Annotated in this window: 19 protein-coding genes and 1 tRNA gene; 16 read left to right on the plus strand and 4 right to left on the minus strand. The window is 49.7% G+C overall.

Translation table 11 applies throughout. The features are described from left to right. Window positions 1–38: 38 nt before the first annotated feature. The 5 genes from LI114_RS02845 to LI114_RS02865 are packed head-to-tail and all read left to right on the plus strand — an operon-like array spanning window position 39 to window position 3,460. The gene (locus tag LI114_RS02845) at window positions 39–614 is read left to right on the plus strand and encodes an indolepyruvate oxidoreductase subunit beta (protein WP_227219169.1); all 576 of its coding nucleotides are present in this window, start codon (window positions 39–41) and stop codon (window positions 612–614) included. A gap of 1 nt (window position 615) precedes the next feature. Then, a complete protein-coding gene (locus LI114_RS02850; RefSeq protein ID WP_227219171.1) occupies window positions 616–1,113 on the plus strand; it encodes a phosphohydrolase in 498 nt (165 codons plus the stop codon). Between the two features lie 39 nt (window positions 1,114–1,152). After that, a complete protein-coding gene (locus LI114_RS02855; protein WP_227219172.1) occupies window positions 1,153–2,460 on the plus strand; it encodes a phenylacetate--CoA ligase family protein in 1,308 nt (435 codons plus the stop codon). Further along, complete coding sequence (locus tag LI114_RS02860; RefSeq protein ID WP_227219174.1) at window positions 2,461–2,976, plus strand: DUF1877 family protein; 516 nt, start codon at window positions 2,461–2,463, stop codon at window positions 2,974–2,976. 43 nt (window positions 2,977–3,019) lie between these two features. Then, complete coding sequence (locus tag LI114_RS02865) at window positions 3,020–3,460, plus strand: ACT domain-containing protein (protein WP_022128263.1); 441 nt, start codon at window positions 3,020–3,022, stop codon at window positions 3,458–3,460. Between the two features lie 72 nt (window positions 3,461–3,532). Here the strand turns inward: LI114_RS02865 and LI114_RS02870 are convergent, their stop codons facing one another. Genes LI114_RS02870 through LI114_RS02880 form a run of 3 tightly spaced genes read right to left on the minus strand, consistent with a single transcriptional unit; the run spans window position 3,533 to window position 7,184 of the window. Next, window positions 3,533–5,086: a sensor histidine kinase gene (locus LI114_RS02870; protein WP_227219176.1), complete on the minus strand. Its 1,554-nt coding sequence runs from the start codon at window positions 5,084–5,086 to the stop codon at window positions 3,533–3,535. A gap of 39 nt (window positions 5,087–5,125) precedes the next feature. Next, window positions 5,126–5,824 carry a response regulator transcription factor gene (locus LI114_RS02875; RefSeq protein WP_022128265.1) on the minus strand — a complete coding sequence of 233 codons (699 nt, stop codon included), beginning with the start codon at window positions 5,822–5,824 and terminating at the stop codon, window positions 5,126–5,128. Window positions 5,825–5,846: 22 nt separating this feature from the next. Further along, a complete protein-coding gene (locus LI114_RS02880) occupies window positions 5,847–7,184 on the minus strand; it encodes a hypothetical protein (protein ID WP_227219178.1) in 1,338 nt (445 codons plus the stop codon). Between the two features lie 266 nt (window positions 7,185–7,450). Here LI114_RS02880 and metG point away from each other — a divergent pair, with 266 nt between their 5' ends. Further along, window positions 7,451–9,397 carry a methionine--tRNA ligase gene (gene metG, locus LI114_RS02885; RefSeq protein WP_227219180.1) on the plus strand — a complete coding sequence of 649 codons (1,947 nt, stop codon included), beginning with the start codon at window positions 7,451–7,453 and terminating at the stop codon, window positions 9,395–9,397. A gap of 29 nt (window positions 9,398–9,426) precedes the next feature. Beyond that, window positions 9,427–9,503: transfer RNA gene (locus LI114_RS02890), tRNA-Arg, on the plus strand. 176 nt (window positions 9,504–9,679) lie between these two features. On the opposite strand, the gene LI114_RS02895 is transcribed toward LI114_RS02890, so the two are convergent. Continuing rightward, a complete protein-coding gene (locus LI114_RS02895) occupies window positions 9,680–10,072 on the minus strand; it encodes a CBS domain-containing protein (RefSeq protein ID WP_227219182.1) in 393 nt (130 codons plus the stop codon). Between the two features lie 596 nt (window positions 10,073–10,668). Between LI114_RS02895 and essC the strand changes: the two genes are divergently transcribed. The 9 genes from essC to LI114_RS02940 all read left to right on the plus strand — a co-directional run bounded on the left by essC (window position 10,669) and on the right by LI114_RS02940 (window position 21,942). After that, complete coding sequence (gene essC / locus LI114_RS02900; RefSeq protein WP_227219184.1) at window positions 10,669–15,258, plus strand: type VII secretion protein EssC; 4,590 nt, start codon at window positions 10,669–10,671, stop codon at window positions 15,256–15,258. Between the two features lie 5 nt (window positions 15,259–15,263). Continuing rightward, window positions 15,264–15,515 carry an EsaB/YukD family protein gene (locus LI114_RS02905; protein ID WP_227219186.1) on the plus strand — a complete coding sequence of 84 codons (252 nt, stop codon included), beginning with the start codon at window positions 15,264–15,266 and terminating at the stop codon, window positions 15,513–15,515. 80 nt (window positions 15,516–15,595) lie between these two features. Continuing rightward, window positions 15,596–15,898 carry a WXG100 family type VII secretion target gene (locus LI114_RS02910; RefSeq protein ID WP_022128272.1) on the plus strand — a complete coding sequence of 101 codons (303 nt, stop codon included), beginning with the start codon at window positions 15,596–15,598 and terminating at the stop codon, window positions 15,896–15,898. 19 nt (window positions 15,899–15,917) lie between these two features. After that, the gene (locus LI114_RS02915; protein ID WP_022128273.1) at window positions 15,918–16,217 is read left to right on the plus strand and encodes a pore-forming ESAT-6 family protein; all 300 of its coding nucleotides are present in this window, start codon (window positions 15,918–15,920) and stop codon (window positions 16,215–16,217) included. A gap of 132 nt (window positions 16,218–16,349) precedes the next feature. Further along, entirely contained in the window at window positions 16,350–18,815 is a 2,466-nt protein-coding gene (locus LI114_RS02920) for an Ig-like domain-containing protein (protein ID WP_227219188.1), read from the plus strand. Between the two features lie 36 nt (window positions 18,816–18,851). Beyond that, window positions 18,852–19,361 carry a hypothetical protein gene (locus LI114_RS02925; protein WP_227219190.1) on the plus strand — a complete coding sequence of 170 codons (510 nt, stop codon included), beginning with the start codon at window positions 18,852–18,854 and terminating at the stop codon, window positions 19,359–19,361. Window positions 19,362–19,367: 6 nt separating this feature from the next. Continuing rightward, window positions 19,368–19,865: a hypothetical protein gene (locus LI114_RS02930; RefSeq protein WP_227219192.1), complete on the plus strand. Its 498-nt coding sequence runs from the start codon at window positions 19,368–19,370 to the stop codon at window positions 19,863–19,865. Between the two features lie 2 nt (window positions 19,866–19,867). After that, window positions 19,868–21,157 (plus strand): FHA domain-containing protein, encoded by a 1,290-nt coding sequence (locus LI114_RS02935; protein ID WP_227219194.1) that lies wholly within the window; start codon window positions 19,868–19,870, stop codon window positions 21,155–21,157. A gap of 11 nt (window positions 21,158–21,168) precedes the next feature. Continuing rightward, window positions 21,169–21,942 (plus strand): PP2C family protein-serine/threonine phosphatase, encoded by a 774-nt coding sequence (locus LI114_RS02940; protein ID WP_227219197.1) that lies wholly within the window; start codon window positions 21,169–21,171, stop codon window positions 21,940–21,942. Window positions 21,943–21,948 lie beyond the last annotated feature (6 nt).

The following is a 21,948-nucleotide window of genomic DNA, read 5'->3' on the forward strand; positions in this document are numbered from 1 at the left end:
CGCATAATACGCGCATTTATCCGAAAGGAATGAATAAAATGGAAACTAGATCTATAATGATAGTAGGAGTAGGCGGACAGGGTACGCTGCTAGCTTCGAGAATACTGGGCAGCGTTTTCCTCGCACAGGGCTACGACGTAAAGGTGAGCGAAGTGCACGGAATGAGCCAGCGCGGCGGCTCGGTAGTTACATATGTAAAGTACGGCGATAAGGTCTACTCGCCCGTAGTAGAAAAAGGCGAGGCTGACGTTATCATCAGCTTTGAGCAGCTCGAGTCGGCAAGATGGCTGCCATACCTCAAAAAGGGCGGTAAGCTTGTAACTTCCGACCAGATGCTCGACCCCATGCCCGTTATAACCGGTATGGCGGTATACCCGGAAAACATTATCGGCAAGATAAAGGATATGGGCGTTGAAGTTACCTCGGTAGACGCTCTCGACCTCGCCGAGCAGGCGGGTACGGCTAAGGCTGCGAACGTAGTGCTCATGGGCGTGGTATCCAAAAAGCTGCCTTTTGAAGAAAGCGTATGGCAGGAGGCGCTCGAGCAGTGCGTTCCCGCAAAGTTCCTCGAGCTGAACAAAAAGGCTTTCGAGCTGGGCAGAGAAGAGGTTTGACATGAACGAGATAAACGCGCTTATCATAAAAATGACCGAGTATTATCGCGGCGACCCTAAGCGGATACAGCATTTTATAAAGGTGCACGAGTTCGCGCGAGTGATCGGCAGGGCAGAGGGACTTGATGTACGCACCATGTACTGCCTTGACGTCGCTTCGGTAGTGCACGATATTGGCATAAAGTCTGCGGAGGAGAAGTACGGCGCGGGGCACTGCGGCGGCAAATTGCAGGAGCAGCTTGGCCCTGAGCCTGCACGAAAAATGCTGACGGAGCTTGATCTCGACTGCGATATTATCGACCGCGTGTGCTTTTTGATAGCCCATCACCACACATATGACGGCGTAGAGGGGCTTGACTGGCAGATATTGCTGGAAGCCGACTTTCTCGTAAACGCTTATGAGGACGGGCTTGGCAAAGATGCTGTGTGCAGCTTTCGTGATAAGGTGTTTACCACAAAAACAGGAATAAAGCTGGCGAACGATATGTTCGGGCTTTGACGATCGACAAAAATCAGTAAAAACAGGAGGTGTGTTCCAATGGGAAAATATTGGAACGAAGAGATCGAGTGTATGCCCCGTGAGCAGATGAAAAAGCTTCAGGACGAAAGACTCGCAGCGCAGGTAAAGCACGTTTGGGATAATGTGCCCTACTACCGCAAGATGATGGAAGAAAAAGGCGTTACGCCCGATGACATCAAGTCTACCGATGACCTGCATAAGCTGCCTTTTCTTACTAAGGCTGATCTGCGCGAGGCTTACCCCTACGGTCTGCTCGCTAAACCGCTCGATGAGTGCGTAAGGATACACTCCACCAGCGGCACTACGGGCAAGCGCGTAGTGGCTTTCTACACTCAGCACGATATTGACCTTTGGGACGACTGCTGCGCCAGAGCGATAACCGCTGCGGGCGGCACTAAGAGCGACGTTTGTCACATTGCCTACGGCTTCGGACTATTCACAGGCGGCGCGGGACTCAACGGCGGCTCGCACAAAGTAGGCTGCCTTACCCTGCCTATGTCTTCGGGCAACACCGAGCGCCAGATACAGTTTATGCAAGACCTCGGCTCTACCATTCTCTGCTGCACGCCATCCTACGCTGCGTACATCGGCGAAACGCTGAAAGAGATGGGCCTTACCCCCGACGATATAAAGCTGAAAGCCGGTATTTTCGGCGCTGAGCCTTGGACTGAGGAAATGCGCCGCGAGATCGAAAAGTCGCTCGGCATAAAGGCTTACGATATTTACGGACTTACCGAAACTAGCGGCCCGGGCGTGGCTTTCGAGTGCGAAGCGCAGCATGGTATGCACATCAACGAGGATAACTTTATCGCTGAGATAATCGATCCCGATACCGGCGAAGTGCTGCCCGAAGGCTCGAAGGGCGAGCTTGTTTTCACAAGCATAACTAAAGAAGCTTTCCCGCTGCTGAGATACCGCACCCGCGACATCTGCATACTCAGCCGTGAAAAATGCTCCTGCGGCAGAACGCTCGTCAAAATGACCAAGCCTATGGGCAGAAGCGACGATATGCTCATCATCAAGGGCGTAAACGTATTCCCCTCGCAGATAGAGTCGGTGCTGCTAAATATCAGCAAGGCTACGCCTAACTACCAGATAATAGTAGACCGCGTAGGCACTACCGATACTTTCGAGATACTGGTAGAGATCTCTGACGATATGTTCTCCGACACGGTAAAGACCATCGAAGAGCTTGCAAAGAAGATCTCGAACGACATACACTCTATACTGGGTATCCGCGCGAAGATCAAGCTGGTAGAGCCGAAGAGCATACCGCGCTCTGAAGGCAAGGCTGTACGCGTTATCGACAAGCGAAAGCTGGTGTAAATGGCTGCGCCGGGAGTGCTTTTCGCGGTGGACGCCCTCTGCATAGAGCGTCTGCGCGCGATGAAAACGGCTGAAAGACCGGAGTACATATCGCAAGATCTGGAAGAGCTTTACTTTGAGGAATACCCCGAGCGCACCTGCGAGCTGGAAGGTTCGTGGGAGGCAATGCACCGCGCATTCACGGGAGGGGATTTCACATTCGACGGCTTCGACAGCGAAAAGTGCCCGCTGGGCATGGCGATACTGGGCGGCGAGCTTTTATATTTCGACGGCGAAAAGTTTGACGATTACATAATATCGGCAAAAACGCCCGAGCAGGTAAAGGCTGTAAACAGCGCCATAAGCGCGCTGACGGAAGCTGATTTCAAAAAAATGTACAAAAAGATCGGCAGCGATTATGAAGATAAAAGCGCCGAGGATTACGAATACACGCTGGAGTTTTTGCAGGACAGCGTACCCTTCTGGCGCTTTGCGGCAGAGCACGGGCTGTATGTACTATTCACAGCGGAGACCTAATAAGTTCCACACAGGGATCTTAAATTAAAAAAGAAATGGGGTTATGAACATGACTGTAAAGCAGCTATCTATTTTTGTTGAAAACAGAGCGGGCAGACTTAGCGAGATAACTCGTCTGCTGGGCGATGCGGGCGTGAATATCCGCGCTATGAGCATTGCCGATACTAAGGATTTTGGCATACTGCGCCTTATCGTGAATGACAGCGAAAAGGCTCTTGAGGTGCTGAAAGCAAACAGCTTTGCCGTTACCATCACTTCGGTGCTGGCTATCCGCATCAGCGACAAGCCGGGCGGACTTGCCGAGGCTATGGAGTGCCTTTACAAGGACAACATCAGCGTAGAGTATATGTACGCGGCATTCCTTAACGAAACTGACGAGAGCGCGTATTTGGTGCTGCGCGTTGACAAGGCTGACGAGGCTATCCGCGCGCTGAACGAGGGCGGCTTCAAGCTGGTATCTGACGAAGAGCTCAAATCCATGTGATTTAACTGCATGAAAAAAACTAAAGCGGAGAACTTCTGAAAAATGGAGTTCTCCGCTTTTTTGTTTCGCAAATCATTTCTTGTCATCTGAGGATATTAGCTCGACCTCTACCGTCGGGTTGTTGTCCTCTGCATGACCATCGTCGATGGCGGGCAGGGTTATCAGCACGGTAGTGCCTACATTTTCCTCGCTGTTTATCGTCAGCGTACCGCCGTGGCGGGTGATTATCTCGTTCGCAACGGCAAGACCTATGCCCGAGCCGCGGCGCGTGTGGTTTGCCTTAAAGAACTTCGTCTTTACCTTAGGCAAGTCCTCTTTGGAAATGCCTATGCCCGTATCCGAGACCAGTATGCAGATGTCGCCTTTTTCTTCGTAAGCCTCTACCGAAACGGTGCCGCCCTTGTCGGAATACTTTATCGCGTTGTCCACGATGTTTATGAAAACCTGCCGCAGGCGGTTCTTATCGCCGTAAACGAAGGGCAGCATAGTAGGCTCGTAATAATTCAGCGTTATGCCGAGCGCGCGGGCGCGTTCCTGATAGATAAGCACTGTTTCTCCCAGTTCTGCCAAAATATCTATCTTATCCATTATCAGCGTCAGCCTGTTATCCTGTATGCGCGAGAAGTCAAGCAGCTCTTCCACCATCTGCGAAAGGCGCTCGGTTTCGGAAGTTATGACGCGCATGCCCTTTTTGAACGTATCGGGGTCGTCGATAGCGGTGAGCGTTTCGCTCCAGCCCTTTATCGCGGTCAGCGGCGTGCGCAGCTCGTGCGATACTGAGGAGATAAATTCGTTTTTCATCGACTCGGTATTTGAAAGCTCCTGCGCCATGTAGTTTATCGACTCGCAGAGGTCGCCGAGCTCATCGTCGCCCGTTTTCTCTATGCGCTCCGAGAAGTCGCCCTTAGCTATCTTTCGCGCTATCTGCCCGATCTTGATAACGGGGTAAACTATCGAGCGTATGAAAAATCTGCCCGAGAGGTAGATTATCAGTATTATGATGATAAAAACGGCGCACATCGCGGCCATTATCATAATTATCTGGTGGTCGATGTTTTTCATCGAGCTTACCATTCGCAGCGCCTTGTACTCGCAGCCGCTTATCGAGATCATCGCGGATACGGCGATGACTTTTTCGCCGCTCGGCAGGTCAAATACTGCGTAGGCCATGCCGCTTTCGGCGTTCTGTGCCTGGTCGAGGTCGGTCATTGGCGTGTCCTGCGAGGGCGAGAAACCAGAAGAGGTAACGTCTACGCTGCCGTCATTGTTTATCGCCATCAGCTCTATGCTGTCCTTTTCCTCGTAGCCCTCTACCAGCGAGCGTATCTGCGAGGAGTAGTTTACGCTGCCGTCGCGCACGCCGTTTTGCAGGGTGTTGGTGATTATGTTCATGCGCGAGGTCAGGTACTGGCGCGCCGAGCCGTAGTAGTAATTTTTCAGCAGCACGCCCAGCAGCACGCCGATAACTATCAGCACGGCTATTACCACGCCTAAGCTGTTGCGCAGCCAGTGAGTGGCTATGCTTCTGCGCCCAAACCTGTTTTTGCTGCCGTCTGAGGCGGGCAGTTTCGCTTTGCCCGACTTTTTCGCGGCGCTTTTGCCGTCAGCGCCTTTCTTAAAAAACAATAGCCTTTCACCGCCTTTGCCGAGTGATCAGTGAGTTTATCAGTTAGCCGACCACTTGTAGCCGAAGCCCCAAATGGTGAGTATGTACTTCGGGTTCGAGGGCTCGTCTTCTATCTTCATGCGTATTCTTCTGATATTTACGTCTACTATCTTGTCGTCGCCGAAGTAGTTTTCGCCCCAAATGTGGTTGAGTATACTGCTGCGGTCGAGGGCGGTGTTCTGATTTTTAAAGAAATACTCCATTATCTGGTATTCTACCTGCGTGAGGTCTATCTGCACACCGTTCTTGAAAACGGTGCGGCTCTTGAGGTTTAGGGTGAAAGGGCCGCTGTTGATAACGGAAGCCGTTTCAGCCTTTGAGTGCACCATGCTTACTCGGCGGCAAACTGCGTCTACTCGCGCGATAAGTTCTGAGATAGAGAAAGGCTTTGTTATGTAGTCGTCCGCGCCCATCATCAGCGAGGATATTTTATCCATCTCCTGTGATTTTGCGGAAAGCATTATTATGCCCATAGTTTCGTTTTGCTCGCGGAATTTCTTGCATACCTGCATACCGTCTATTCCGGGCATCATTATGTCGAGCAGCGCCACGTCAAAGCCGCCGTCCTCGTTTTCAAAAGCTTTCAGCGCGTCCTCGCCGCAGCATACGTCTACTACGTCGTAGCCGCTGCGCTTTAAATTTATCACAACGAAATCTCTGATAGACTCTTCGTCCTCGCATACAAGAACTTTTTTCATTTCAGCCATTCCTTTCTTTCAGTCAGTTTATGATATAAAAACTATTCTGCACCTCGTCGATGGTGAGTATAAGTTTTTCGCGTTTGTTTGTTGGCAGCTTTACCAGATAATCTATCTGTCCGCGCGAGGCGATGAGCTGGTAGCCGTCGTAGGTGTATTCGTCAGAAGCTTCTTTGGCGACAGTGCGTATACGCATAAGCTCGGTCATGTCGGCGTTTATGTTGCCCATGTATTTGTAAAAGACCGCCTCGCCCGTATCGGCGTCCAGCTTTACCGTTACCGCCTCCGACCAGCGCGACGGGAAGGCGAGTGTGTAGCCGTCGGCAACGGAATAATAGCCCGTTATCTTCGGCGAAAGCTCGTAGAAATCTTTATACTGGCACCATGTGGTCTTTAAAAGCTGCTCTTCCGAAACAGCGTCCTCGTAGCCCAGCATAGGCTTTGTAGTGGGTATCTCATAAACGCCGTCGCCGTCAACGTCGCTGCAATAGTACCCCGCGGGGCGCGTGCAGGTCGAGAGCATATCCGCGCTGCGTTGCGCTACGGGATTTTGCAGACCAGAGTAGCGGTAGAAGATTATCTCAGTCCTCAGCTGCCCGTCGGTATCCTGCTCGTCGATGTAAACTGCGTTGCCGCCGCCCGCCAGCCTGCCGCTGTAAGCCTGCAAATAGCTCTGCGTGCCCGCGCACATATCTATGCCGTCGTCCTTAGTGATCTTGCCGTTTTCGACGTGCAGCAGGTAAGCTTTTGCGGCGGCCGCGGCGTTTTCGGTATTCTGCGGTTTCTGAACAGTTATCAGCTCGTCAGAGCTGTCGGAATTTATATCCACAGCTTCCAGCAGCGAGTATGTGTCGGTGCCTATGCGCTGAAAGCTGCCATTATTAAAGGTATAGATCTCGAGGGTGTTGTCGCCCGCCATGTTTTGGTAGCCGACGAGTATGTCGCGCTCGCCGCCCATAGATGATATTATCACCTTGTCGATTTCAGAGCCAGCGCCCGCTATCTCTTTTACCGAGTACCATGTGCCGTCCTCTTTTTTATCCAGCAGATTTACCCGTATTCCCTCATTTTCAGAGCCTGAGTATTCGTAAAACACCAGAGCTTCGTCAGTAGGTTCGTCGTCGAGGTCGGCTATGACGTATGCCGAGCGGTAAGCGCCGTTTCGCGGATATTTCAGCGTAACGTTCCTGCCAACGGCGGAGATCAGCGCCTCGTGTATCTGCGACTGTTCTTCCGTAAGCTTAGGTGCGGCGAGCAGACCCTCAATGGTGAAATTCGCGCTTGAGCAGCCCGTACTGCCCGCAAAAACGAGTGCGGCGAGCGCCGAAGCGGCTATTTGTTTAAAAGCCAAGCCTGCCATGCCATCACATTCCTTTCTGAAAAAATATCCGCGGTGTTGTCATACACTTTATATTATAACACACGGCGAGAAAAAAATCAAGCGTTTTTTCGGTGCGAAACTGCTTTGCAAAATTCGTCTTGACAAACTGCTTGAATAGTAGTATAATAGTATAGGCAGCACCGCACAATAGTTGTGCGGTGTTGCATAATAGCGGTTCACTCTGAAACATGGGCGCGCCGCTCAAAAAACGCGCGGGTGCGCGGTATCTTTTGGGAGGAATTATAATGTCAAAGTTTTACATTACTACGCCGATCTATTACCCATCGGGTAATCCGCATATAGGTCACTGCTATACCACCGTTGCGTGCGACTCTATCGCGCGGTATAAACGAATGCAGGGCTACGATGTTATGTTCCTTACAGGTACCGATGAGCACGGTCAGAAGATCGAGGAAAAGGCAAAGGAAAAAGGCGTTACCCCGCAGCAGTACGTTGACGATATAGTAAAAGTATTCAAAAGCCTCTGGAGCTACATGAATATCAGCTACGACAGATACATCCGGACTACTGATGATTTCCACGTTCAAGCTGTACAGAAGATATTCAAAGAGCTGTATGACAGAGGTTATATATACAAGGGCGAGTACAAGGGCAAATACTGTACCCCCTGCGAGAGCTTTTGGACTCAGTCGCAGCTTGACGAAAATGGCTGCTGTCCTGAGTGCCACCGCGAGGTAAAGGAAGCTTCGGAAGAGGCGTATTTCTTCAAGATGTCGCCTTTCGCGGACAGGATAGAGAAGCTGCTCACCGAAACAGACTATCTTCAGCCAAAGACTCGCGCTACCGAGCTTATCAACAACTTCATCAAGCCCGGCCTTGAAGACCTCTGCGTTTCGAGAACATCGTTCACATGGGGCATACCTGTAACATTCGACCCTAAGCACGTCGTTTATGTATGGGTAGACGCGCTCTTTAATTATTGCACCGCGCTGGGATACATGAACGAGGCGCACGATGATTTCGCAAAGTTCTGGCCCGCAGACGTGCACATGGTGGCTAAGGACATCATGCGCTTCCACGCTATAATCTGGCCCGCGATGCTGATGGCTATGGATCTTCCTCTGCCGAAGCACCTCGCCGTACACGGCTGGATAACCTTTAACGGACAGAAAATGTCGAAGTCGCTGGGCAACGTGGTAGACCCCTTTATACTCGGCGAAAGATACGGCGCAGACGCTATCAGATACCATATACTGAGAGAGATGGCGCTGGGCGCTGACAGCTCGTTCTCTAACGAGATAATGATAAACAGAATAAATTCCGACCTTGCGAACGGCCTTGGAAACCTCGTATCGCGCACCGTGGCTATGGCTGCAAAGTATTTCGGCGGCACTCTGCCCGAAGAGCGCGAAGCCGGTGAGTTTGACGACGAGCTGATAGCGGAAGCTACCGCACTGCGCGGCAAGGTAGACGCTTTCATCGACCAGACTCAGATAAACAACGCGCTGGCTGAGATATTCAAGGTGGTTTCGCGCGCGAACAAGTACATCGACGAAACTACGCCATGGATACTGGGCAAGGACGAGAGCAAGAAAGCGCGCCTTGCGACAGTGCTTTACAACCTGCTCGAAACTATAAGAATAGTATCCACCCTGCTGAGCTGCTTTATGCCGACCACCATGCCTAAGGTATGGGAGCAGATAGGCGCGCAGGAGAGCGATATTAGCTACGAAAACGCAGGCAAATTCGGCGTTATGCCCGCAAACGTTACCGTTCATAAGGGCGATATAATCTTCCCGAGGATTGACGTTGAAAAAGAGATAGACGAGCTGAACAAGATAATCGGCGGTCAGAGCGGCGAAGCTGAAAAGGCGGACGACGGCTTTGAGCCTGCCGAGCTTGGCGAAGAGATAACCATAGACGATTTTGCGAAGAGCGACCTGCGAGTAGCGCTTGTAAAGGCGTGCGAAAAGGTCAAGAAGTCGAAGAAGCTGCTTTGCTTACAGCTCGACGACGGCTTCGGCGGCAGACAGGTAGTATCCGGCATCGCGCAGTGGTACAAGCCCGAAGACCTCATCGGTAAAAAGGTCATAATAGTAGCAAATCTAAAGCCCGTGAAGCTCTGCGGCGTAGAGTCTAACGGCATGATATGCGCGGCGGACGCTCCTGACGGCTCGGCGAAGGTCATCTTCCCCGATCAGGATCTGCCCTGCGGCTCTAAGATAAGATAATAAAAAAGCGGGGCGAAAGCTCCGCATATGCGCCCGTAGCTCAGCTGGATAGAGTGACAGACTCCGACTCTGTAGGCCATGCGTTCGAATCGCACCGGGCGTACCATATAAAAATTGACCCGTACTTTTTACAGTGCGGGTCTTTTTTTGCGTGTTTTTTTATGAAAGATGCAGAACGTTCAGCAGGAATATCCAGCTTGTGCCGTAGTAGGCTAACACAGCTGCAAGGATAGTTACAGCAAGCGAATGCGTGCGACACCACCATGCCCAGACCGAGCAGTATCAGCAGCCAAGGCAAATGCTTTCCAGCGCAGTGGAGCTGTCCGCTGTGATAAGGTCTTTGCGGTCGATAGCCCCGCTGAACACGTTGCTTTCATCGACAACGAAAAGGGTAGAGATGTTGTCGTTTTTGCGCGCCTGACTTACCAGTGCATTCATAGCCTGCTTTACCGACATATCCTCGCCGATGATCATGCAGTTGGTAGTCATGCGGCTGCCTATCTCGCCGTCGTCAAAAGACGCGATGAGCCGAAGCTCGGTGCGTATGACTTCGGAAATATCGCTGCCGTGGTAATCGTCGAGCCTGTTCATCATAGCCTTAGGCGAATCGTTTCCACTGATGATAGCCGCTATCTCATCGAGCGCGGTGATGTTTTTGAGTTCAGTATTCTTCATTGGTTTGTCCTCCGTTTCATTTTACTGACGTGAGGGACAAACGGGCATAAAAATACCCGTGCATGAGCAGGTCACGCACGGGCAGGCATATCAGATCACAGCGAACAAAATGGCAGCGCAAAGCGAAGCCCATCGGCTGTTTTCAAAAATACGCAATATCGCCAGTTAGACCCGCAATTGTCGCCTTTTGACAATTTGTCCACCTCCGTGTTGATTACTATCATTATTATAGCACGTTTCCGAGCGGTATTCAAGGTGGATTTTTGGGTTGAAATGTTACTGGGAAGTTAAATGTGGGGGGCGGCGTATTGTCAGCTTAAGCCGACGCGGAGAAACTTTTCGTGACAAAAAACGACAGTTCGTTACATTTTAGCCTTATCTTTATTGACTGCGTTAATTGATAGAGTTATAATAAACAATGTAGAGGATCATTATAATTTAGGCAATGTATTATCTTTTTTCTATATAAAGAAATGTCATATATAGCGAGTATGAACTGGCTTTTAAGCCATATGATGATAGAATGATCGCTTCTTTGGTTTGTCCGCATCGCGACGGATAAACAGGGTCAATGCCTTTTAATGGAGTGATAGTTGATGATAGTTAATCTTATAGAGCAGGATCAGATGTTTACCGTTAATCTGCCTTCCCGAGTTAAAGGTCAATTTTGGCTTTCTGACATCGACGACCACGGCAGAAAACGCGATCTTATAGGTATCGAAGCCGTAGACGGCCGCTGGCTGCTGAAAAGCAACCGCAGCGCTACTGTTCTCGACCATGATAACCGCCCTGTTTCAAATGAGTTGATCGTACATAACGGTTACTATAACGTAACGCTTTATGAAGTCGGCAAAAAGGCTTTTATTTTCGCTGAGGACGAAGCCTGCGGCGGTCTGAATTTCCGCAAATATGTGGCTACGCACGCCGTTTCGTTTTACATCGGAAGAAATCTCAATAATAATATTTTTGTCAATAATAAATTCGTTTCGGGCCGCCACGCTAAGCTTTCGTTCAACGGCGAGCGATGGTATGTTGCCGATATAAACAGCTCGAACGGAACGTATGTCAACGGCTACCGCGTTACTTCTCAAAATCTTCTCGCGGGCGACATGATATACATTATGGGGCTGAAAATAATAATCGGCAGCAGCTTTATCGCGATAAACGATCCCGATAATTCGCTGCATATCAATTCAGACAGCCTTGTGCCATACTCTCCGCAAAGTCCTTCCTGCGAAGCCGCGCCGCGCGCCGAGCTTCCGCCTGCGGACTATTTTTACAGATCTCCGCGCTTTTACAGCGAGGCTGAGCACAAGATAATAACCATAGACCCTCCCCCACAGCGTGCGAAGGACGATGGGCTGCCTATGGCTATGATGCTCGGCCCTTCTATGACTATGGGTCTTGCTTCCGCCAGCACGGGTGCTATCTCTATGACAAACGTTATAGTAAACGGCGGCTCGATGATGCAGGCACTGCCTATGGTGATAATGTCGGGAAGTATGCTGGTAGGAACGGTGCTTTGGCCTATACTTACCAAAAAACATGAGAAGAAAGTCAAAGCGCATAAAGAAGAAGAGCGCCAGAAAAAATACCTTGAATACCTCGAGCAGGTGCGCGATGAGATAAGGCGCGCGCTGAAAGAGCAGAGCGATTCGCTGAATACAAATCTCGCCGACCTAAATAAGTGCATTTCAAGGATAGCCGAGCGTAAACCCTCGCTTTGGGAACGTATGCCTTCTCACAGCGATTTTCTGCGTATCAGGATAGGCACGGGAAATATTCCGCTTGATGCGGAGGTGAAGTGTCAGGAAAAGCATTTTACTATGGACAGCGATAACTTGCAGGACGCTATGTACTCGCTTGCCGCAGAAAAGAAAATACTCATGAACGTGCCCATTGGTCTTGAGCTTACTAAGGATAACAAGCTGGGAATATTCGGCTCATTCGGGTTTTCGTTCAACTTTCTGAAAGTAATGCTTGTGCAGATATTTTCGCTCCACAGCTACGACGAAGTGAAGATAATGCTGCTTACCGACTCTTTTGACGAGAGGGAATGGAACTTTCTGAAATGGATACCCCACCTTTGGGACGATAACAAGCAGCAGCGATTTTTTGCTTCCGATGAAGAGTCGGCTAAGGAGCTTTCGGCGTACATCGAAAAAAATATCCTTACGCGTCCTGACAAAGAAAATCCGAACTATACGGCGTTTTCGCCATACTATATCATAATATCTACCAGCAAGATGCTCGCCGAAAAATGCGAGGGTCTGAAAAAGCTGATAACTTACAAAAATAATCCCGGATTCAGCGTTATAATGCTCGAAGAGGAACTTAAAGACCTGCCGAAGGAGATAAATTCGGTAATAGCGGTAACGAAAGACCGCACCAGGATATTCAATAAAAACGATACGTCTGATAAGGGCATAAGTTTTGAAAGAGATAAGATAAACGTTTCTATACTGTCCAGCCTTTCGGAGGACGCGGCAAATATTGAACTTGACCTGCGCGGCAGCGGATACACTTTGCCAGATATGATGACGTTTCTCGAGATGTTCAAGGTCGGCAAGATAGAATACCTGAACTCGCTGGTGCGCTGGAAAGAGAATAATCCGACCAAAAGTTTAAAGACCGTGATAGGCGTAGACTCTCACGGCGAGCCGTTTTACCTCGACCTGCATGAAAAATACCACGGCCCGCACGGACTTGTGGCGGGTATGACAGGCTCGGGCAAATCGGAATTTATAATTACATACATACTTTCGCTGGCAGTAAATTACCACCCGAACGAGGTAGCTTTCATACTTATCGACTACAAGGGCGGCGGACTTACGGGCGCTTTTGAAGACCCCGAGAGGGGGATAAAGCTGCCGCACTTGGCTGGAACTATCACGAATCTGGACGGCGCGGCGGTAAAAAGATCGCTGATCTCAATACAGAGCGAGCTGCGCAGAAGGCAGGCTATATTCAACCGCGCGAGGAGGATCTCGGGCGAGGGCACTATGGATATTTACAAATACCAGCAGCTTTTCCGCGATAAGATAGTGGATACGCCCGTGCCGCACCTTTTCATAATCTCAGACGAGTTTGCAGAGCTGAAAACGCAGCAGCCCGAATTTATGGAGCAGCTGATAAGCGCCGCGCGAATAGGCAGAAGCTTGGGCGTGCACCTTATCCTCGCAACGCAGAAGCCCAGCGGCGTGGTAGACGACCAGATCTGGAGCAACTCGCGTTTCAGAGTGTGCCTTAAAGTTCAGGAAAAAGCGGACAGCCAGGACATGATAAAGTGCCCCGACGCCGCCGAGCTTTCGCAGACCGGCCGCTTTTACTTGCAGGTCGGCTTCAACGAGCTTTTTGCATTGGGTCAGTCGGCGTGGTGCGGAGCGGATTATCTGCCTACCGACGAGATGGAAAAGCAGGAAGACCCCGCTATACAGGTAGTAGACAACCTCGGCAGAGTTGTCATGAACGTAAAGCAGGCGAAAAAGAATGAGAAAAAAGTGCACACCGCGAAGCAGGTGGTCGCGATAGTGAAGTACCTCTCAGACCTTGCCAAAGAAGAAAAGATCAACGAAAGACCTCTTTGGCTCAACCCGATACCCGCTAAGATCTACCTCGACGACATTGAAAAGAAATATCACCGCGGCAAAGACGGCATAAAGCTGGAGCCGGTGATAGGCGAGTACGACGACCCCTTCAACCAGCGGCAGAGCATACTAACCCTGCCGATCTCAGAGCTGGGCAACTGCCTTATCTACGGCGCGGCGGGCAGCGGAAAGACCACGCTTATGACCACCATCTGCTGCGGATTGATAAAGAACCACACGCCCGACGAGGTTAATATTTACATCATAGACTTCGGTTCGCAGACGCTGAAAGCCTTTGAAAAAGCCCCGCACGTCGGCGGAGTAGTGCTATCCTCTGATGAGGAAAAGCTGATAAATCTACTGAAAATGCTGCTGAAAGAAACTGAGCGCAGAAAGACGATGTTCTCAGAATACGGCGGCGATTTCAAGGCTTACTGCAAAAATTCGGGGCGCACGCTGCCGAATATACTGGTGGCGCTGAATAATTTCCCTGCCTTTGCCGAGCAGTACGAAGAGCTTGTTGAAACATTCAACCTGCTGACGAGGGACGGCATAAAGTACGGAATATACTTTCTCGCGGCGGTGGGAAGCGTGAACGGTATCCGCTACAAGACTGCGCAGAATTTCAAGCAGGTGCTGACATTGCAGCTAAACGACACGCTGGATTATTCAGTGGTGCTGGGAAAGACCGATGGACTTGTGCCGACTGCCTGCAAGGGCAGAGGACTTGTGCGGGCGGGCGGCTTGTACGAATTTCAAACGGCTTTCTGCACCGAAGCAGAGGACGAATTTGACTATATCAAAGATTTCTGCGAAAAGCAGGCTGAGCAGACGAAGCTTAGAGCCATGCCTATACCTATACTGCCGAAGACCGTTGACAGCGCAGCGGTAAGCGCGGCACTCGACGGACTACGCAGTCTGCCTGTCGGAATATCGAAGAAAACGCTCGATATTATGACGGTGAATCTGCAAACGCGCGTGCTTTTCGCGGCGGCAGCGGCGGATGCTATGCTGCTTTCGGGATTTGCGGCGGAGTTTGCAAAGCAGTGCTCGAAAGTTTGCAGCGTGTTCTTTATCGACGCTCACAGCAGCTTCGGCACTGAGGCGAATATCGACGGCGTTAACGAGATAAACAGCGGCTATGACGAATTCGCCGAAGAGCTTTTTGCCGAGATGGTAAAGCGAAACAATACATATAAAGACGCGGGAATGGATCTGCACTCGCTAGATGATCTTGACGAGAGGGTATACATAATATTCGGCGTGAAAAAATTCTTTGAGCGGCTGGGAACGGAAGCTTTGAAGCAGTTTAAGCTGCTTATCGAAAAGTGCGAACCCTGCTATAAGATAAAGTTTGTGATACTCGACGAAGCTTCCGCTTTCTCAAACTTCTCGTTCGACGAGTGGTATAAGCGGCATATCTCGGTATACGACGCACTTTGGGTAGGCGACGGCGTAACAGACCAGTATCTGTTTAAGATAAGCAAGCTTACCAACGAGCTGTATAAAGAGATCGGCGGCGAATACGGCTATCTGATAAACAGAGGAAAGCCGGTACTTATCAAACTGCTGACCGACGGCGAGAAAAGGGAGGAATGATCTTTTTGAAAAAGATACTTACCGAGATCTACGTTCCGGCTATCGGCAGAACGTTTGATATATTCATACCGTCTGAGCAGCCGATGTATATCATTCTCGACCTGATAAAAAAAGCGGTCTACGAGATCTCAGAGGGACTTTTCGTTCCCGACAAAAACACCGCAATCTGCTACCGCGACGACGGCACAATACTGAATATTGACAAGACAGTTTATGAGCTGCGTATAAGAAACGGCTCAAAACTGATGTTGATATAAAAACGGCAGACCTCACGCTTTTGGGTGACGGAATGTCAAAAAAACGCGCATTGCGCAAAAAAATATAGGAGGTAAACACAATGGCAAGAAACATTGAGGTAACACCGGAAATGCTCACCACCGCAGCAGCGAGCATAGAAAGCATGGCCGGAGATTACAAGACCCAGTACGAAACGCTTTACAAGGAAACATCGAGCATGGCTTCCACCTGGAGCGGAAAGGACAACCAGAGCTACATCAGCCAGATCGAGGGCTTTAAGGACGACCTTGAGAAGATGTACAAGCTGATGGGCGATTATGCTGAGTTTTTGAGGACCGCTGCTAAGGCATATCAGGATACTCAGGACGCTGTTACTACAGAAGCCAAGAATCTTTTGAACTAAAAAGGGGAGGTAAGTTTAAATGGCTGATTCTATCAAGATTTCGACACAAGTGCTCTTAGATACTGCTACTAAGGTAAGAAACTGCAACACAAATATGGACGCGAAGCTTCAGGACATCATGAAGACCATGAAAGACCTCGACGCTACATGGAAGAGCGACGCTGCTACCGCTATCATCGCTAACATGAACGCCCTTCAGCCCGAATTCGAGCGCTATAAGACAATAGTTGAATCCTACGCAAAATTCCTCGAAAAATCCGCTCAGTCTTACGAGCAGACCGAACAGAGCGTACAGACCTACGCTGACCAGTTCAAATAATCATAAGCAAAACAACTCTTGACTCGGGCGGCGTCCGAAAGAACGCTGCCCTGGCTTTGAAAAAAACTGACTTATATCAGATAATTATATATTTTACATACGAAATAAAAGATCATAGGACGGAGGTTTTTTATGAAAAAATTTGTGGCGGCGGCTACTGCTGCAGTACTCTCGTTTACTACCATGGCATCTCTGGCTGCCTGCGGGAAAAAGGACATTCAGAAGCTGACCAACGCTCAGTGGCTCAGCATGATAAACCAGTCTTTCGGCATGAGCGGCTACACTGAGGAAGAGCCGTATTTTGAGAATATCAGCAGCGACAGCCCTTATTTCAGCGACGTGCAGACGGCTACCGAGTGGAACGTTATAGACGCTTCCGAAGATTTCGACCCCGAGGACACGCTTTCGTGGGGCGAAGCTTATGTAACGCTTGTAAACGCGGGCGAATTTACAGACGAAAAAGCTTCTGATATGGATAAGATAAAGTACGGCATAGCCAACTTCGGCGTGGAGTCCAGAACTTACTGGAGAAACAGAGATATTAGCGCCGAGGACGCTATAAAGATGCTCAGCACCGCGCAGGAAAAGTGGGCGGGACATACTTACACCGACGATGAAAAGGTAGAAAAGGTGAAGTACTCAGAGGGCGTAGTTGACCTTACCACTGACGACAGCCCCGTTGAGCAGTATTCCATCAACGGAAATATAGTTTCCATTCCCTCGATGCAGGATCTCGGCGACGGAACTACTTCCACTGTTTCTCAGGAAGACCTAGGCATAAAGAGCGGCGACGTTTACGTTCTTCCCGCAAACGGCACATATCTTGGCGACACAGCCTGCCGTGCGGAAAACGTGTATGAGGAGAACGGCGAGATAAAGATAGAGAATTCCGAAGAGGATCTCGACCTTTACGACATCGCAGAAGAGATACAGCTAAAAGAAACGATGGAGCCTACCATGGAAAACTGCGTTGTGTACGACGGCAACGGCGAAGTTATCTCGGTAGGAAACAACATCTCGCCCGAAGTAACGGCAGAGATGAACAGCGCTCAGCCCACCCTTGACGATCTGACCAATAAAAACGACGGGAAGGATATGTTTGAGAGCACCGGCTTTGACGTTTCACATTCGTTCGATATGGGCGACGGCTGGAGCGTTGATCTGAAATACGGCGTGAACGGAAAGCTTGACCTAGCGGCAAATGTAAAATATAAAAAAGAGAGCGAAAGCAAAAAGCAGGCTTTCAATTTCAGCGCAGGTTCTGCACTGAACGATTTTAAAGTTACAACAGACGTAGACTATAAGTGGTTTTCGCTCAACTCGGCGGAAGTTAAGGTGGACTATAAGCAGACCCAGACCTATAAAGCTGATGTTTCAACAAGCGGAAAGTGGACGGGCGCGCCCGATAACAACAGAAACACCAATTTCCTCAAAAACTTAAAAAAGAGCATAGTAAAGGACATAAACGCCGACGGCGCAAAAACTATCGCCAGCCGCAAGACCCTGCACATTGCAAGCCTTGATATATATAACGCGGGCATTGCTAAGGTCTGCCTTGATGTAAACTTTGAGATAAAGGTAGACGGCTCGATAGAGCTTACGATAACTGAGGTCGGCAGCAAGGGCGTTTCTTACAAAAACGGCAAGCTCAGACTCATAAATACCTCTAATAAAGACCGCGCTTTTAAGGCTCAGGCGAGCGTAGAAGCTACTATGAAGATCGGCCCTGCGCTTTACGTTATGGGACTCAAAAAGAAGATACTCGGCTTTGACCTTAAAGTAGGCATAGGCGGAAAATACACAGGCGTTCTGCATATGGCAGACCCCGATATGGTATTGATAGAAGAAACGAGCGGTACAGACTTGCCGCCGACGGCTACGCCGCTGCTGGTCGGGCTGACTATCCCGTTCGACGCTTCGGCTATTGAAGACCTTGCAAGAATGAAAGGCGGAACGTATAACGGAAGCGGAACAGTTTCACTGCACATAGACTCTTGCAGCGAGGTAACGCTGTACTTTATCCTTGGCGTGGAATTCAGCACTGACTCATATGCAAGCGACCTTCTCGGTTCAAAGATCAGCTTCTCGGGCGAGATACTTTCGGAAAAGAATGCGAGATTTGCGACAGTGCATTGCGATAACGGAGTAATGTCGGGCGTAGTGCTGGGCAATGAGGGTACGAACCTTTGCACTCTCAAATATAAAGACTTCGACGGCAAGGACGCAGACAGCTCGGCCGACGACAGCAGTACCGACAGCAAGAGCAATGACAGCTCGGCTAAGAGCAGCTCTGACAGCGAGGATACCAGCAGCAACGAGATCGCGCACGGCGAGAAGCTCAATATAATGCAGCTCAAGACAATAATCGGTCCGGGCGAAACTACCGCTATCATAATCCAGCAGCTTCCTTACGGCTATGAGATGAGCGATATTCAGTTCTCTTCCGACGACCCAGATATTGTTACCGTAAACGGTTCAGGAGAGATAACGGCTGTCGCTTCGGGCAACGCGCTTATCACGATAAAGACTTCCGACGGTAAAAATATGGCGTATGCGGCAGTCACTGTAACTGATAGTCACAATACATCTGCGGCGTAATATTTAAAAATCATAACATAATATATGGAGCATCATATGAATAAGATCGATCTGGAATTTTTGAAAAAAGAAATTACTGGTGGTATGAACACCAAAGTACCGTTGTTTTTCATTATAGTTTTTGGTGTAGTGATAGCAATGATGCTGGTCGGCTCGGTCAATTCTCCGCACGACGTTAAGGTCGCGATATGGGGAATCAGCGCCGGGCTGGTACTGGTGTGCGTGGTGATATGCGGTATATTGCCGCTCCTCAGCCACAAGAAAAATTCAAACGAGCTTCGTCCCGAGAATATTAGGGTGAAAAAGCGTGTTGCGGTAGAAAAATATATCTCAAACGACGACCACTGGGTAGCCTTTAAAGGTGAGAAGAACGACCGCAGGGTAACGAACCAGCTTTATTACCGCGAGTTCGCACCCGGCCGCGAATTTTACATAATCAGCCGCGTGCAGATGAAAAATGGCAGAGAAACGGAAAAGCTGATAGGTATTTACCCCGCCGATGTTTACACCATCGACACTAACGAAATATTTGTTGAGAGGAGCTGATCTGAAATGGGGATAAACGTATCTGACGCATACGGGCGCGCTTACGATATTTCCCTTGAAACGGAAAGCCTGCGTGCGGTGCGCAGGGCGCTGGTTTCATACAGCGGCGATATTTCGGTCAGTTGGTCGGCTAGGGAAACGCAGTACATACTCGCCGCTCTGGAAAGCGCGATAAAAAAGCTTGACAGCGCCGCGGCTGAGATGGAAGGCATATGCTCAGACGTAAAAAGGGCGGCGCAGGATATACGTCAGGAAGAGATACAGCGCAAAAGGGAGCGGATAGCGGGCGCACGCAGGGCTTTGGATAACGCCGAGAACAGCGTTCGCACGCTTGAAGAGAAAAAAGATCTGCTCACGCAGGAGCTTGCGGCTTTGGCTGCCCAAAATGCAGATATATCGGCTATCACGGCGGAAATAGAAGCCGCCGACAGCGAGCTTACCGAAGCGAAACAGATAGAGGCAAGCTGCCGCACCGCTTATTACAATGCTCAGAGGAATGATTAAATTTGAACAAAATAAAACTGGAAAAGAAATCAAAAGGCACACGCATAATAATCTCGAGCCAAAAGGGGCAGCAGCTAAAGCAAAACGAGATAGACCTGATAAATCAAAACAAGCCTAACTGCCTGCTGAAAATGAGCGTTATCAAAAAGCCTTCAAAATTCAGGCTGATCTACGACGTTACGGGTTATGTAGACCTTGCGACCTATCTTTCAATGCCTGTGAACAAGATAAAATTTGCAGACATGATAAAGAAGATACTCGATAACAAGGAAAAGGTGCAGAAGGTCTGCTTCGACCTTAGCGGCATACTGCTCAGCCCGCAGTACATAATGGTGAACCCGCACACGCTCAGCATCAGCTTTACCTATGTTCCGATACAGTTTTTTGAGGGCTATTTTGACCTGCGCGGTTTTCTGCTCGGGCTGATAGACATCACCAATTTCGACCTCAATGAAGACAGCTCGTATATTCAGGAGTACATAAGGATACTGAATAAAGGAGCGGTTTTCTCGACATATGAGCTTCAGCAGTATGTCGAAAAGCTTCTCAGCGCGCAGAAGCCTGTGAACAAGCAGCTTGTATGCCCGCACTGCGGAATGAAAATATCTTCCGACTCAAACTATTGCGGCTCGTGCGGAAATAAGATAACGAACTGCGCTGAAAAAGATTCGGGAAGCACATATATCCCGCCGACCGACCATTTCAGCAGCGATAAGTCAGAAAAGAAGAGCGCGGTGCAGAAACAGAAGATAACCCCTCAGCCGCAGAATGTTCCGCAGCCGACTCCTCAGCCTGAATCTCAGCCAAAGCAGACCAAGAACCGCACCGTTGTGCCCGTTTCGATAAGACCTACGGTAAATTCGCGGACTATACTTGTAAATCCCGATATAGACCCGAATTATCAGCAGGGAATAGCGCCGATGCCGCAGCAAGAGCCTGATCTTGACGATGAAGAGATGGGAACGACCTTGCTCAAGAAAAATACGGCGGCAGAAATCACTGCGGCGTACCTTGTAAGAAAAAGCACCGGCGAGGAGATCTGCGTAGACAAGCAGGAATTTACCGTGGGTCACAGCAAGACTAACGATTACCGCATTACGGACAACACGGCTGTCAGCCGCCGACATCTGAAAATAGTGAATGAGGGCGGGGGTTTTTACGTTTACGACCTCGGCTCTACTAACGGCACGTTTATAAACGGCAAAAAGATAACGCCGAACCTGCCCGCTGAGATAACTGACGGCAGCACCGTTACCATTGCCGACGAAAACTATAAATTTGAGATCAGGTGAGGAGAGCGAAGATGAAATTCAGATTTGCATACTCTACCGATGTAGGAATAAGAAAAAAGACCAATCAGGACAGCCTTTGCATATCGGAAGCGAGCACGCCGCAGGGCGATGCAATAATGGCGGCGGTCTGCGACGGAATGGGCGGACTTATAAAAGGCGAGCTTGCCAGCAAGACGATAATCGAGGCGCTGGAAAGCTGGTTCGCCGATGAACTTCCGGAGATATTGAGAAAGAGCGACCCTGCCGAAGAAGCGCTGAACTCATGGTACGAGCTTATATGCAGGGAAAACGAGCGGATACTCAGCTACGGCAAAAAATACTCGATGCAGTTGGGCTCTACGGTAACGGTTATGATAATATTTCCCGACGGCAGGCTTGCTATGGCGCACGTCGGCGACAGCAGACTTTACCGAATGACCGACAGCGAGATAACTCAGCTTACCGAAGACCAGACATTCGTGGCGAGGGAGATAGCCGCAGGCAGAATGACGCCCGAAGAGGCGGAGAACGACCCGCGCAAAAATGTGCTTTTGCAGTGCGTGGGAGCTACGGAGAAAACTCTGCCGCAGTTTTTGATAAGCGAAGCAAAGGCGGGAGAAAGCTACCTTTTATGCTCTGACGGTTTCAGACACAAGATCAGCGAAGATGAGATGCGCGGGCTTCTCTCTCCGCGTTTCTGCATTTCAGAGGATAAAATGCGCGAGGGGCTTACAAAGCTGATAGAGCTGAATATGACGCGGCGCGAGAGCGACAACATAACAGCGCTGCTGGTAAATACTATATGATACATC

The sequence above is a fragment of the Ruminococcus sp. 210702-SL.1.03 genome (genome assembly GCF_020559915.1).
GTDB lineage: Bacteria > Bacillota > Clostridia > Oscillospirales > Ruminococcaceae > YE71.